This window comes from Bacillus sp. WC2503, from assembly GCF_052682895.1.
Genome location: NZ_JBQYMD010000001.1, coordinates 3,172,667 through 3,187,111 on the forward strand (window position 1 = coordinate 3,172,667; position 14,445 = coordinate 3,187,111).

General features: G+C 36.7%; 11 protein-coding genes. All 11 read right to left on the reverse strand.

Going from position 1 to position 14,445, the window contains the following annotated elements:
• The 11 genes from spoIIGA to ACUN26_RS16150 all read right to left on the reverse strand — a co-directional run bounded on the left by spoIIGA (position 1) and on the right by ACUN26_RS16150 (position 14,373).
• Positions 1-918, reverse strand: a complete 918-nt coding sequence (gene spoIIGA, locus ACUN26_RS16100; RefSeq protein WP_000261990.1) for a sigma-E processing peptidase SpoIIGA — start codon at positions 916-918, stop codon at positions 1-3.
• 386 nt (positions 919-1,304) lie between these two features.
• Positions 1,305-2,459, reverse strand: coding sequence for a cell division protein FtsZ (gene ftsZ / locus ACUN26_RS16105; protein WP_000888977.1), 1,155 nt, complete (start codon positions 2,457-2,459; stop codon positions 1,305-1,307).
• Positions 2,460-2,498: 39 nt separating this feature from the next.
• Entirely contained in the window at positions 2,499-3,806 is a 1,308-nt protein-coding gene (gene ftsA / locus ACUN26_RS16110) for a cell division protein FtsA (protein ID WP_001087556.1), read from the reverse strand.
• A gap of 401 nt (positions 3,807-4,207) precedes the next feature.
• Entirely contained in the window at positions 4,208-4,978 is a 771-nt protein-coding gene (divIB, locus tag ACUN26_RS16115; protein ID WP_000798216.1) for a cell division protein DivIB, read from the reverse strand.
• Between the two features lie 98 nt (positions 4,979-5,076).
• Positions 5,077-5,982: a UDP-N-acetylmuramate dehydrogenase gene (gene murB / locus ACUN26_RS16120; protein ID WP_000437054.1), complete on the reverse strand. Its 906-nt coding sequence runs from the start codon at positions 5,980-5,982 to the stop codon at positions 5,077-5,079.
• A 62-nt stretch (positions 5,983-6,044) separates the two neighbouring features.
• Positions 6,045-7,139, reverse strand: coding sequence for an undecaprenyldiphospho-muramoylpentapeptide beta-N-acetylglucosaminyltransferase (gene murG / locus ACUN26_RS16125; protein WP_001265419.1), 1,095 nt, complete (start codon positions 7,137-7,139; stop codon positions 6,045-6,047).
• Between the two features lie 101 nt (positions 7,140-7,240).
• Positions 7,241-8,332: a stage V sporulation protein E gene (gene spoVE / locus ACUN26_RS16130; protein WP_000753526.1), complete on the reverse strand. Its 1,092-nt coding sequence runs from the start codon at positions 8,330-8,332 to the stop codon at positions 7,241-7,243.
• Between the two features lie 90 nt (positions 8,333-8,422).
• A complete protein-coding gene (gene murD / locus ACUN26_RS16135) occupies positions 8,423-9,775 on the reverse strand; it encodes a UDP-N-acetylmuramoyl-L-alanine--D-glutamate ligase (protein ID WP_000860107.1) in 1,353 nt (450 codons plus the stop codon).
• A complete protein-coding gene (gene mraY, locus ACUN26_RS16140) occupies positions 9,776-10,750 on the reverse strand; it encodes a phospho-N-acetylmuramoyl-pentapeptide-transferase (protein WP_000893065.1) in 975 nt (324 codons plus the stop codon).
• 22 nt (positions 10,751-10,772) lie between these two features.
• The gene (locus ACUN26_RS16145; protein ID WP_000766294.1) at positions 10,773-12,248 is read right to left on the reverse strand and encodes a UDP-N-acetylmuramoyl-L-alanyl-D-glutamate--2,6-diaminopimelate ligase; all 1,476 of its coding nucleotides are present in this window, start codon (positions 12,246-12,248) and stop codon (positions 10,773-10,775) included.
• 208 nt (positions 12,249-12,456) lie between these two features.
• Positions 12,457-14,373 carry a stage V sporulation protein D gene (locus ACUN26_RS16150; RefSeq protein WP_001266239.1) on the reverse strand — a complete coding sequence of 639 codons (1,917 nt, stop codon included), beginning with the start codon at positions 14,371-14,373 and terminating at the stop codon, positions 12,457-12,459.
• Positions 14,374-14,445: the final 72 nt, after the last annotated feature.

Here is a 14,445-nt window from a genome sequence, read left to right on the forward strand (position 1 = left end):
TTAAGCAATTACCATTTTTTGCGAAATCAACATTTTTGGATGTACAATGCATTGATACTCTCCATTGGTAGACAGTTGTTGTGTATTTAACCCAATCAATACTTTGTTTACAACGATTGAACTACCTTCATGATCAACTTGCACACTATCAGGCTTAATTGCCCACAAAAATTGACTCTCTACTCCTACTGCTCGGAAAGGAATTAAGCGTAATTTTGTCGCCCATCCAGAATCTTTTTCTGGTATTTGAGGAATTTCTGTTTTGGAATAAATTTGTTCTGTTAACCAAGATGGCAAACAATGTTCTAATGATGAAATATGCATAATCATTACGGGTGTTTTTGTTAACGGGTCGTAAAGTTGATTCCCACTGTCAATTAAACCTGCTAGTTCCAATTCTTCTTCAGCTAATTGAATTTTCACTTTCACGATTTGGTCATAGTGTATTTTCGTGATTTCTACGCTTTCAATACGCTTTTTAGAAAAATAATAAATTACTGGAAAACCTAAAATAACAAACAACCAACTAATTGGATCACCGTAAGAAATCGATTGAGATTGAACCAATCCATTTACCATCTCATTCGTTTGCAAAAAGAAATGAGTTCCCATTAATCCTCCACCAACCATAAAAGTGACAAAGTAAAAAGTAAAAACAGTTTGTGTATAATTTCTAAACGTTGTAAACCCAAAGGCTGTATACACAATAAGTAACGAGTACAGTAGTTTCATAATCGGATGTGTCATCATAGAAGCAAAAGGAGTAAAGGCAAAAATAACAATGGTGGAACCTATAAATGCCCCTAACACAAGCCTCCATCTTTTGATCTTCTTTTTTAACACGGTAGCTGTTAATAAAAGTAAAAGAAAATCAATGCAGGCGTTTAACAACCAAACAACGTCGGCGTAAACAACCAAACAATTCACCTCTTTTTTTAAGTTGAGACTAGTATAATGCATATCCAATGGGAAAGTGTGTCAATTTGCGGAGGTGTTTTTTTGTTATTTTGTGATTTCTAGACATAATCTGTCGGTAAAAAATAAAAGTATAGTTTCATAGAATGATATGTTTTTATTTTTTACCGACAGATGGGCTGAACTATATGTAACGAAAATTAAAAATCCTGTACTACAACTTTAACGCGCAATTTTAATCAGTAGAATCGGTTCCTTTTAACCCACATAAACCGAGCTTTTACGGGCCGTTAATGCGAGATAAATTTAAATATACAAAATAAAAAAAGACCTGCTCAGCAGGTCTTTTCCATTCAGAAACAAAAAAGGAGCATGAATGCCCCTTTTTTTTATCGTCTACGACGGTTACGTAAAAATGCTGGAATATCGATATCATCTGAATCTGAATGACGCTCATGTACAACCGGCTCTTCACGCTTCATTTCACGTTTTACTTCACGTTGTTTTGAAGGCTGAGCCACTGGTTGTTGCTGTTGTTGCGTGTGATTCGCATTCGGACGAATCATTGGTTTTGGTGGTTGAGTTGCAATACTATCATCAAAACCAGTTGCAATTACAGTTACAATGATATCATCTTTTAATCCTTCATTAATAACAGAACCGAAGATCATATTTACTTCTGGATCCGAAGCTGAAGCTACAATGTCTGCTGCTTCTTGTACTTCGTATAAGCTTAAGTTAGCTCCACCCGTAATATTCATAATAACACCTTGAGCTCCATCAATAGATGTTTCTAGTAATGGACTAGAAATCGCTTTTTTCGCAGCTTCAGCAGCACGATTTTCCCCATTACCAGAACCGATACCCATTAAAGCAGAACCTCTATTAGACATAATTGTTTTTACGTCTGCGAAGTCTAAGTTAATTAGACCTGGTGTAGCAATTAAATCAGAAATACCTTGTACACCTTGACGTAATACGTTATCTGCTTCACGGAACGCTTCTAACATTGGCGTATTTTTATCAACAATCTCTAATAAGCGATCGTTTGGAATTACAATAAGTGTATCTACATTTTCTTTAAATGCCGCAATACCAGATGCAGCTTGTGTTGCACGCTTACGTCCTTCAAACGTAAATGGACGTGTTACAACACCAACTGTTAATGCACCTAGTTCTTTTGCAACTTGAGCAACAACTGGAGCTGCACCAGTTCCAGTTCCGCCACCCATACCAGCAGTTACGAATACCATATCTGCACCACGAAGTGCTTCTTGGATCTGTTCTTTACTTTCTTCTGCCGCTTTTTTCCCTACTTCAGGGTTTGCGCCTGCACCAAGTCCACGCGTTAATTTTCCACCAATTTGCATTTTTGTTTCAGCTTTTGATAGATTTAACGCTTGTGCATCAGTATTCACAGCGATAAAGTCAACACCTTGTACACCGTGCTCAATCATACGGTTTACAGCATTGTTTCCGCCACCGCCGACACCGATAACTTTTATATTCGCTAATTGATCTTGAGTAGTATCAAACTCTAACATGTCGAAATCCCCCTAGAACCTCATTTTTCGTGTCCAATTTTAATCCCATAAATAACGGAATACACGTTTTACTTTTGACATCATACGGTCATCATTTTGATTATTATTGTTTTGATTACGGGTTTTTTGTTTCGCAGGTTGTTGTTGTACCGGCATTGGTGCTGGTGCTGGTACTGGTTCAAAATGTTCTTGCTTTTCCTGCACATTTTTCCCACGTAATTTAGCTTTTTGATATGAATGTTTAATTAATCCAACTCCACTTGTATATTGGGGCTCACGCACACCAATATAGTCAGGAGTTGCTACACGAACATTTTCATGTAAAATATCATATGCAAGATCAAGAACACCTGGCATAGAAGCTATTCCACCAGTTAGTACATACCCAGAAGCTACTTGCTTTACTCCTAACTTACGTACTTCATCTTGAACAAACATTAAAATTTCCTCTACACGAGCCTCGATAATATCCGATAACTCCAACTGAGAATATTGTTCTGTTTGATCGCTTCCCATAATAGGAACCGTAAACATTTCTTCTTCCGATGCTGTATCATAAAAAGCATGTCCATATTTCAACTTAATTTGATCTGCATTTTCTGTTGAAGTTTTCAACCCAATCGCAATATCCTTCGTTATATGGTCTCCACCTAATGGTAATACGCTTGTCGCTTGTAACTCTCCATCTTTAAAAATAGATAAAGTCGTAGATCCTCCCCCCATATCAACAAGGGCTACTCCTCTATTTTTTTCATCCGAAGATATAGCAACTGTTGCAGCCGCTAAAGGTTGAAGACAAATATCAACAATTTCAAGACCTGCTTTTTCTACACAACGAAGTAAGTTATGTAGTAAGGTTCTCGATCCTGTAATAAGTGTACCTTCCATTTCTAATCTTACACCGATCATTCCACGTGGATCGTTAATCTCGTCAAGACCGTCTACGATGAACTGTCGAGGTACCACATCAATAAACTCACGTTCTGGAGCAATTGACACAACTTGTGCTGCATCTAGAACGCGTAAGACATCTTCATTCCCGATTTCACGATCTTCATTTGAAACAGCGACTACTCCATGACAAGGAAGTAGCTGTACCTGGTTTGCATTGACACCTACTACAACTTGCTCAATGTGGATTCCCACCATGCGCTCAGCTTGTTCAATTGCTTTTTTAATTGATCGAACAGTCTCATCTATATCGACTATCGATCCCTTCTTTAAACCATTCGATTTTACATTTCCAACACCAATAATGTTTAAGCTGTCATTAACCATTTCACCAATGATGACTTTAACATTGGATGTACCGATGTCAAGACTAACATATATTTCATTGCTGTTCATTCTTTGGCACCTCCTTCTTTATTTATACCATACAACTCAATATATGGAACAACAATCGCAACTTTACTATTTATAAGAAAAATATTCAACGTCTTTATACGTTTCCCTTTTTTAACCCTATATTTTTCTTATTTTTATTTAACATTCATTTAAGAATATCGCAGTAACCTGTGAAGAACTGCTTATCTTGAAATAATTTTATTTCAAGTGTAAAAATTACCGCCAAGTATAAGTCTACACTAAGATGTACTCATAGAAAAGTGAAACTTGTACCAATCCTAGTATGAATCTAAGAATTTTTACATATTTTTCATCAAATGAACCATTCTAGTAAATTCGTATGCATATGATAGAACATTCGTTTCTCTTTTTTCTATATTAATGCAGTGAATACTACCGTTCTATTCTTTTTTTTCTTCTACACCTAACTCTTTCGTATATGCACCTACTTCTAAGTCAATTAACACCTTCTTACCTGGCTCAATTGTTTTTAAAATAAGTGGATAAGTTTCCATACGCTTTGCGAAATTTTGAATCGTAGTGCTCACTTCATATCCTTCATTCATATATAAAGTAAGATGGTCTTCATTCGCATTCGTCGGTGAATAACGAATTTCAGAAATAGACCTTAAAATAGTCGGAGTTAACTTTTCTAGTTCAGCAATTAGTCCCTTCATTTTCTCCTCTTTAAAAGGTTCAAAAATTGGTGCTGCAACAGGAAGTTTTCCATTCGGGAGTACATCAAGTGTTTTCCCATTTTCTAATAACGGTTGTAATTTTCCATCTTTGTTTATATAACCAATCGTTACATATTCTTTAATATGAACATCAATTTTGTTTGGAAAACGCTTTTTTACATTTACTGCTTTAATTTCTTTTCGTTTCGTTAAATTTTCTTCCGCTTTATGTGCTGTCACTCGGAAATAACTTGTATCATATGTCACACCTGATTCCTTCATTACTTGGTCATCTGTCATATAATGATTTCCATACACACTTATCTTTTTTATATTACTAAGCGGAGACCGAAAATAAATTAAAAAGAGTACTAATAAAAATAAAATTGATATGTATAAAATCAGCCGATGATTAACATTTTTTTTGTTTTTTTTCTTTTGATTTTTTAATTTTGGTACACGATCTTGTAGTTTAATCACTTTACTATTTTTCATGTACGATCCCCCTATGTAACATAAAGAACGGCATGTTCCTCATGCCGTTCTTATCTTCTTATTATAACATAAATGATAATGAGCGGAATGAATAACCGTTATCTTCCAATGATTTCTACTTCTGTGTGCATTTCTACACCAAATTTATCCTTAATTGTATGCTTTATTAATGAAATCAAATCTAATACATCTTGCGCTGAGGCTCCCCCAGTATTAATAATAAAATTCCCATGCATTTCAGAAATTTGAGCTCCACCTATTTGATAGCCACGAAGCCCAGCTTTCTCTACTAAATCTCCAGCAAAATACGGGATTGGATTCCGAAACACACTTCCAGCACAAGGATGATTCCACGGTTGTGTTTCACGGCGGTAATCTTTATTCTTTTGCATGTTTCTTACGATTTTCTCACGCTCTCCTACCTGTAATTGAAACTCCGCCTCCAAAACAATACCAGGACGTTTCGTTTGCAATACAGATGTACGATATGAAAACTCCATTCCTCTATTCGTTAACCATTCAATTGTTCCGTTTTCAAATAGAATTAGAGCCTTTGACAATATGTTTGATATGTCTGATTTATGTGCTCCAGCATTCATATACACTGCACCACCGACACTTCCTGGAATACCACTTGCAAATTCCAATCCAGCCAACCCTTGGCGACTAAGTAATGTTGACAATTTAATAAGGGGATATCCGCCACCAACTCTTACCCTATGTTTTTCGACCTCTAAGTGGTCTAATCCTTCTCCTAAACGAATAACAACACCTTCTATCCCTTTATCAGATACAAGAAGGTTTGAACCTCGACCAATTACAGTCCACTTTATTTTATATTTCTTTACTAACTGCAATATTTTCTCAATACCGGCAACATGCTTTGGCACAATTAAAATATCAGCTGGTCCACCTATCTTCATAGTTGTATAACGTGCTAACGGCTCGTTAACTAACACGCGACCAACATTTGCTTCTATAAGCTCATTTACTAATTGTTCCATAGACGCTCTCCCCCAATATTAAGTTTCCTTATTACAGTAATATGCAGGGCGTTCACCTAACGTTATTTTTTCACAAGCTTATTCATTACTCCATACAACTTATTTGCTGCATCAGGAATACCTAGTTGCTTAGCAGCTAGCTTCATATTTTGTAATGTTTGTGTATCTAATAAAATCTCATCAATATCACGAATAAGCGTTTCAGCTGTTAATTCTTTTTCAAGTAACATTTTCGCCGCTCCTTTATCAACAACTGAAAGTGCATTCTTCTCCTGATGGTTATTTGTTACGTACGGACTCGGAATTAACACACTCGGCTTACCTAATGCTGTTAATTCTGCAAGTGTTGTTGCTCCGGCTCTTGAAACAACAAGATCAACGCCAGTTAGTACCTCTGGCATATTATGAATGAAAGGTTTAATAATAACATTATTCGGATTGCCTTTTTCCTTCACAGCATCCATCACTTTGTCATAATGCACTTCACCTGTTACGTACAATACTTCGTAACTTTTATTTCCAAACTGTTCAATTGCTTCTACGAAAGCATCGTTAATCGGTCTAGCTCCGCGACTTCCCCCAAAAATAAGTACGGACTTTTTAGGAAGAGATAGACCAACTGAACGTTTCCCTTTCATTCCGTTTTGATCCATTACCTCTGATGCTCGCGGATTACCTGTCATTACCACTTTTGACTGTGGAAAATGTTCTGTAGCTGCTTCAAAACAAACCGCAACTTTATCAACGTAACGACTTAAAAATTTATTCGTTACACCTGGTACACTATTTTGTTCATGTACAATAGTTGGAATACCTAGTTTTGCTGCCGCATATACAACAGGTCCACATACGTATCCACCCGTTCCAATCACTATATCCGGATTAAAACGACGAATATATCGTTTACTATCTTGTACACCCTTTAGAAAACGCATAACCGTTTTCACATTATCTAACGATATTTTTCGTTTAAATCCACTTATAACAATAGATTGGAACGGAATACCAGCTTTTGGAACGATGGTACTCTCTAATCCATTTTCTGTACCAATGTATAAAAATCTTGCTTCCGGATTTAATTTTTTTATTTCTCTAATTAAAGCAAGAGCTGGATAAATATGGCCTCCAGTACCCCCACCACTTACTAATACTCGCACTACTAATTCCTCCACTTCCCTGTTCTTATTCAATTGTATTTATTTCCATATACATATTGTATTTTCCACACATACGAAAAACCCTGTCTTTTAAACAGGGTTTAATAGCGAGAATGGCGACTTATATTCAATAATACACCTACTGCCATTAACATTAAGGTCAAACTTGATCCACCATAACTTAAAAATGGCAAAGTAATACCCGTAACAGGCATTAGTCCCGTTACAACACCAACATTAATCATTACTTGAATCGCAATCATCGCCACAATACCTACTGCTAAAAACGTACCATATAAATCTGGCGCTCCTAATGCTATACGAATCCCGCGCCATAGTAATAGACTAAATAATAATAACACAAATGAACCGCCAATAAAACCTAATTCCTCGGATAAAATTGCAAATATAAAGTCTGTTTGTGGTTCAGGTAAATAAAGAAATTTTTGTCTACTTTGCCCAAGTCCAAGCCCAAATAAACCACCAGGTCCAATTGCGAGTAACGATTGAATAATTTGAAATCCACTTCCGAGCGGATCTGACCACGGATCTAAATATGATGTGATGCGTTTCATTCGATATGGTGCTGATGCAATTAACCCTACAAATCCTGCTACACCAAGCAAACCAAACATTGCAAAATGAAAGACCCTTGCTCCCGAGATAAATATCATAATAATACATGTCCCAACCATTACCGTTCCCGTACCAAGATCTGGCTGTAACATAATCATCCCAAAAGCAAGAAATACAAAACTAAGAGCAGGTAGTAATCCACGTTTAAACGATGTAATTAACTTTTGTCGTTCCGCTAAAAATTTCGCTAAAAAAATAATCATCGCGAATTTCATAAACTCTGACGGTTGAATGGAAAATGCACCGATTCCAATCCAACTTCGTGCTCCCCCACGGACAAGACCTACTCCTGGAATTAGAACGAGAATGAGAAGAACGAAACAAACTAGCAAAATTACTTTTGAATATGTCCGCCACACCCAATAATCAATTTTCATGATAAAAAACATAGCCACTACACCAATACTCGCAAACAACAATTGTCTTTTTGCAAAAAAGAATGAATCCCCCATTTTATAAGAGGCCCAAACCGCACTCGCACTATAAACCATAATCATTCCGATTGTTAACAACGCAAGTGTAACGATAATAAGAATATAATCAGGCGTCTTCTTCATTAGCCATGAACACCACCTCTTTAGGCAGAATCTTTTGCCCTATGTAACAAAACATCAGTAGGTGTTAGCCTACTGATGTTTTGATTTACTTTATATAAGTTTATGCACAGCTTGTATAAAAATGTCTCCTCTTTCTTCAAATGTTTTAAATTGATCCCAGCTTGCACATGCTGGGGAAAGAAGAATTACATCGCCCTCCGTAGAATGAGCGTAAGCTTTCACTACTGCTTCATCTAAAGTGTCGACACTTTCAATTATATCTAATCCCACTTTTTCTGCTGCTCTTACTAATTTTGGTGCTGTTTGTCCAAATGTTACAAGCGCTTTTACATTTTTGAAATATGGAATTAAATCATCGAATTCATTTCCACGATCAAGCCCACCTGCTAATAACACAATTGGTTGTGTAAACGCAGATAAAGCTTTCTCAGTCGCTAACATATTCGTCGCTTTTGAGTCATTATAAAACTTACGGTTGTTAATAGTTGTTACATATTCTAATCGATGTTTTACACCTGTAAAACGTTTTAACACAACCGTAATAGCTTCATTAGAAACACCTAATAGTTTCGCAATACTCATCGCAGCTAAAATATTCTCTAAATTATGCTGACCAGGTAAAACAATATCGCTTACTTCAACAACTTTTTCACCTTTGAAATAAAGAGCGTTATCCTTTATACACGCACCATCTTCATTTTCTTTCGCTGTCGAGAATATTATTTTTTGACCTTTACTATAAGCAGATAAAGCCATCACATCTGCATCATCTGCATTTATTACACTATAATCGTTTTCTGTTTGGTTTTTAAAAATATTAGCTTTTGCTAAACCATATTCTTTTTTCGTCCCATGATAATCTAAGTGAGCCTCAAATAAGTTTAAAAACACAGCGATTTTAGGCTGGAAAGATTCTACTCCCATCAGTTGGAACGATGAAAGTTCTGTAACTACAACTTCATTCTCTTTTGCATCCTGTGCTACTTCACAAGCTACAGTGCCTATGTTCCCTGCAATAATAGGATGCTTTCGTCCTTCTTTTAGCATTTCAAACGTAAGCATTGTCGTCGTCGTTTTACCGTTAGACCCCGTAATGCCAACAAATGGCGCTTCTGAAATACGGTATGCTAATTCAACTTCCGTAACGATTGGAATCTGCTTTTCTTTCGCAGCAACTAATATTGGGTTAGAATACGGAATCCCTGGATTTTTTACTACAAGAGAAATATTTCTCTCTAATAATTCCAAAGGATGCCCCCCGCATACAACGTCCATTCCTTTTGCTTGTAATTCTGCAGCAAGCGTATTTTCTGCTAAAGGCTTTCCGTCATTTACAATAACATTTGCCCCTAATTTTTGTAACAAGGTAGCTGCTGCATAACCACTTTTTGCAATGCCTAATACAAGAATATTTTTATTTTGAAATTCAGTTACAGTTTTCAATTACATCCACACCCCGATATAAATTCCTAACATAGCTAATAAAAATCCTACAGACCAAAACGTCACAACGACGCGCCATTCTGACCAACCACATAATTCATAATGATGGTGTAATGGACTCATTTTAAAGACACGCTTTCCGGTTGTTTTAAACGAAATGACTTGAATAATAACAGATAAAGTTTCCATTACGAATACTCCACCAATAATTACAAGTAACAATTCTTGTTTTAGTAAAATTGCTACAGCTGCGATCGCTCCACCTAAAGCTAAGGAACCCGTATCTCCCATAAATACTTTCGCTGGATTCGCATTGAATACTAAAAATCCAAGTACAGCTCCTACAACTGCCATACAGAATATTGCTACTCCGAATTGCTCTTGTGCCACAGCAATAATACTAAACGCTCCAAATGCAATAGCGGCTGTTCCCGATAATAAACCATCTAAACCATCAGTTAAGTTAACTGCATTCGACCCACCAATAAGCATAAATAATACAAGAACAAAATACGCCCAGCTTAGTTCAAACTTAACATCCGTCCCTGGAATCATAATGTATGTGTGAAATGCTTGCCCTTTTCCAATTAAAAAGAACGCAATTGCAATAATAAGCTGTCCTAGTAATTTTTGTTTCGATGTTAAACCAAGATTTCTTTTCTTAACTACCTTTATGTAGTCATCTAAAAAACCAATTAATCCATAACCAAATGTCACCAATAATAGTAACGAAACCTCTGCACCTAAATGATTAAACTTAATTGCCATAATTAAGGTCGTTACCATCATAGATACATATATGACAATACCGCCCATCGTTGGTGTCCCTGATTTTTTTTGATGTGACTTCGGTCCCTCATCACGAATACTCTGTCCGAACTTTAATTTTCTTAAAAATGGAATAAACAGTGGCGAAAGGGCAACAGAAATTAAGAATGCTACCCCTGCCGTTACTAATAAACCTTGCTCAAGCACATGTAGTCCTCCTCTCACGTTGTTACTCTTCGTTGTTTAGACGCCCTGTAATTGCTTCTTTAGCAACTTCACGATCGTCAAAATGATGAACTTCTTTACCAATAATTTGATACGTTTCATGCCCTTTACCAGCAATAATAATAATATCTTCTGCTTTGGCTTTCGAAATAGCATAACGTATCGCTTCTTTTCGATCAACAATTACTTCATAATTATTCCCTTTTGCACCTTTTATCATATCATCTAGAATAGCCACTGGATCTTCGCTTCTTGGATTGTCTGATGTATAAATCGCTTGAGTTGCATATTCTACCGCGACACTTGCCATCACTGGCCTTTTCGTGCGATCTCTATCACCACCACAACCAACGATACAATACACATCACCGTTCGCAAACTGTTTCGCTGTTTTTAGAACGTTCTCTAAGCTATCAGGTGTATGTGCATAATCCACAATAACTGTGTAATTTTGTCCACCATCAACAACTTCAAAACGTCCAGGCACACCAGCAAGCTCTTTAATTACATCAATAATTGTTTGTAAGCTTACGCCTGAAACAAGCCCTGCTGCTGTTGCAGCCAACACATTGTATACATTAAACTTACCAATTAATTTCATCGTAACATCTACACTTTCATACGGTGTTACAAGTGTAAATGTCGTACCACCGCTCGTCATAACGATATCTTTCGCCATAATGTCACTTGAAACATCTATACCGTAAGTTACAACAGTTGCCGCTGTGCTTCTCATATACTCTTCCGCAACTGGATCATCGCTGTTTAATACAGCGTATTTTTTACGATTATGATTATAACTATTGCCCAGCTGTGCAAAAAGCAAGCCCTTCGCATGTTTATATTCTTCCATCGTTTTATGATAGTCTAAATGATCTTGTGTTAAATTCGTAAATACTGCAACATCATAATCGCATCCGTGTACACGCCCAAGATCTAAAGCATGAGATGAAACTTCCATTACTGTGCTATCTACACCTTGTTCAACCATTTTTGAAAACGTCTGTTGAAGCGTTAGTGCATCTGGCGTTGTATTTTTCACCTCAAATGTTTCATCACCGATTTTCATATTAATCGTTCCAATTAGCCCTGTTTTATGACCATGTGCGCGCATAATTTCATCCATAATATGCGATGTTGTTGTCTTTCCATTTGTACCTGTAATACCGATTAAATGTAACTTGTGTGTTGGTTGACCATAAAAATAATCAGCTAAAACCGCTAACGAACGAAAAGTATTTTTCACAAGTACAACTGGAACGTCAACATCAATTGGTCTTTCCGCAACAATAGCAGCCGCTCCTTGTGCCGCTGCTTGCTTAGCAAAATCATGGCTATCAACCGTATACCCTTTCATACATATAAATAAGCTTCCCTCTTTCACTTTACGTGAATCAGCTTCAATAGATGTGATTTCTGGATTTTCTTTTGGAACAACTGGAAAATCATGCAAACATGATACAAGTGTATGCAACTTCATTTCACTAAACCCTCTCTACATTGTTTATTTATCTCTTTTTTAGTAAGCAACACATTACCTCCTAGTTAATTTAAATAGGAGGTACGTGCTACTATCGTCTAATACATAGACCTATTTATTAATGAGACACTTGCTGTCTCAAATTAAGTAACTCTTCTATAAAGAACTCACTTCCACCAATTGTACCATAAAACGCACTATGTTACCTTTAATTCCCGAAGTAAATTCTAATTTTTGAGCCTTCTTTTACCTTGGCCCCAGCTTCTGGTGATTGTTTAATTACTCTCTCTCCATCTCCGCTTATATCAAGCTTCAAATCAACAAGTTGAGTTTGTAAATCCTTCTTTTTCATGCCAATTAAATTCGGAACTTCTACAGTTGGTGTGTCGCCCCATTTATATTCTTTCTCAACTTGTTCTTTTCTCGGTTTCACTCCCATAACAGGAAGTGCATCCCGAAGAATATTCCCAACAATTGGAGCCGCTACTACTCCACCAAATTGAGTGACTCCTTTTGGATTATCAACAGCTACATAAACAACAATTTGCGGATCATCCGCTGGAGCAAAGCCAATAAAAGACACTATATAATTATTCTCTAAATATTTACCATCTTTCACCTTTTGAGCAGTACCTGTTTTTCCACCTACACGATATCCGTCAATAAACGCACCTTTACCAGACCCCTTCGCTACAACATTCTCTAATGCATAACGAACTTTTTCTGAAGTTTCCTCGGAAATAACTTTCCTTTTATCAACAGGTGTTTTTTTACTAACAACTTGATTATTTTTCGGATCAATAAACTCCTTAGCTATATATGGTTGGTATAACGTTCCACCATTTACAGCCGCTGCTACAGCTGCTACTTGTTGAATTGGTGTAACAGAAACACCCTGACCAAATGAAGTTGTTGCTTGCTCAACTGGACCAACTTTATCTAACTTAAATAAAATCCCACTACCTTCACCTTGTAAGTCGATTCCAGTCTTCTGTCCAAAGCCGAAATTACGAATGTATTTAAACAATCTGTCTTTACCCAGTCGATCACCAAGTTCAATAAACCCTGGGTTACACGAGTTTTGAACGACCTCTAAAAACGTCTGGCTACCATGACCTCCAGCTTTCCAACATTTTAATCTAGCCCCACCAACTTCAGCTGCTCCATCATCATAAAACGTATCTTTCTCTAAGTCTACCAAATTTTCATTCAAAGCGGCCGCTAACGTAATGATCTTAAATGTTGAACCAGGCTCATACGTACTCCATACAGGTAAATTTCTATTATACACTTCTGGAGAAACACTTTGAAAATCTGCTGGATCAAAACTCGGTCGACTCGACATGCCTAAAATCTCACCATTTTTTGGATTCATTGCAATGGCAATCATACCATCGGGATTATACGTTGACTCTGCGATATTCATTTCTCTTTCCATAATTCTCGTAATACGCGCATCAATTGTTAAGCCTAAGTTCAGTCCAGCTTCTGGTTTTTTGAAATCATCACCAATGTTAGGCATTCTTTGTCCTTTTGCATCTGCAAAAAAACGGACATGACCTTTATCACCATTCAGCTCTTTATCATAATATTTTTCTAACCCCATAAGACCTTGATTATCACTACCTGCAAACCCTAATACGTGTGATAAAAAATTTCCAAATGGATAGTACCGGATAGAATCCTCTGCAATATAAACTCCCTTTAAACTTAATCCTCGTACCTCTTTCGCTTTGTCATGCGATATCTTCCTGCCACCCTTATCTAACCTTACAATTGATTCCTTTTTTGTAACCCTCTTATAAATCTCGTCTTTTTCCACACCTAATACTGCAGCTAACTTCTCTGCAGTCTCTGCTGGTTTTTCAATTTGCCTCGGCACTACAAATACCGTCGGGGCACTTTTATTTGTGGCAAGTTCCACACCGTTTCGGTCTAAAATTTTCCCTCTTTCAGGCTCAAAAGTAATATTACGACTCCACGAATCTTTCGCGCGATCCGTTAACATATTCCCAAGAAAAAACTGTACATATCCAAGACGAATATCGATGATAGTGAAAATAAGTATACCTGATATAAGTATAAAAATAAGTCGTTTTCTAACCGTTACATTTGATACACGCATATTGGAACAAGCCTCCCTTACGCCTAGCTTGTTCCAATATATGCTTGTACTTATTTAATTAGAACTCCTTGC

Excerpts from the sequence above, each read along its gene's own strand:
- ftsZ (WP_000888977.1), bottom strand. The coding sequence starts at position 2,459 with ATGTTAGAGTTTGATACTACTCAAGATCAATTAGCGAATATAAAAGTT.
- ftsA (WP_001087556.1), bottom strand. The coding sequence starts at position 3,806 with ATGAACAGCAATGAAATATATGTTAGTCTTGACATCGGTACATCCAAT.
- divIB (WP_000798216.1), bottom strand. The coding sequence starts at position 4,978 with ATGAAAAATAGTAAAGTGATTAAACTACAAGATCGTGTACCAAAATTA.
- murB (WP_000437054.1), bottom strand. The coding sequence starts at position 5,982 with ATGGAACAATTAGTAAATGAGCTTATAGAAGCAAATGTTGGTCGCGTG.
- spoVE (WP_000753526.1), bottom strand. The coding sequence starts at position 8,332 with ATGAAGAAGACGCCTGATTATATTCTTATTATCGTTACACTTGCGTTG.
- ACUN26_RS16145 (WP_000766294.1), bottom strand. The coding sequence starts at position 12,248 with ATGAAGTTGCATACACTTGTATCATGTTTGCATGATTTTCCAGTTGTT.
- ACUN26_RS16150 (WP_001266239.1), bottom strand. The coding sequence starts at position 14,373 with ATGCGTGTATCAAATGTAACGGTTAGAAAACGACTTATTTTTATACTT.